This is a genomic window from Vibrio sp. 10N.222.55.C7, assembly GCF_041473335.1.
Taxonomy (GTDB): Bacteria; Pseudomonadota; Gammaproteobacteria; order Enterobacterales; family Vibrionaceae; genus Vibrio; species Vibrio crassostreae_C.
In genome coordinates this window covers 1-310 of the sequence record NZ_JBFRSC010000137.1, presented here as the reverse complement: position 1 = coordinate 310, position 310 = coordinate 1, and the positions used below count along the sequence as shown (strand labels likewise).

Genomic DNA, 310 nt, shown 5'->3' with positions numbered 1-310 from the left:
TCCAAATTGTTAAAGAGCAAGAGTTTTAAGTGTTAAACTTTTAAACCCATTTTTAAATACTCTCTTACGAGAATGCTTAAAGATGGTGGGCGATACCGGGCTCGAACCAGTGACCCCCTGCTTGTAAGGCAGGTGCTCTCCCAACTGAGCTAATCGCCCATGATAGTTTTAATTCCTTCATGGAGAAAGAATGGTGGAGCTATGCGGGATCGAACCGCAGACCTCCTGCGTGCAAGGCAGGCGCTCTCCCAGCTGAGCTATAGCCCCATATTTTTATTTCCTTGGGAGGAAATGGTGGGTCGTGCAGGAT

Annotated in this window: 2 tRNA genes; both read right to left on the bottom strand. The window is 47.1% G+C overall.

Features of this window, described 5'->3' with window-relative positions:
* Window positions 1–83: 83 nt before the first annotated feature.
* Window positions 84–159, bottom strand: a tRNA-Val gene (locus AB4482_RS23050).
* Window positions 160–191: 32 nt separating this feature from the next.
* Window positions 192–267: transfer RNA gene (locus AB4482_RS23045), tRNA-Ala, on the bottom strand.
* Window positions 268–310: the final 43 nt, after the last annotated feature.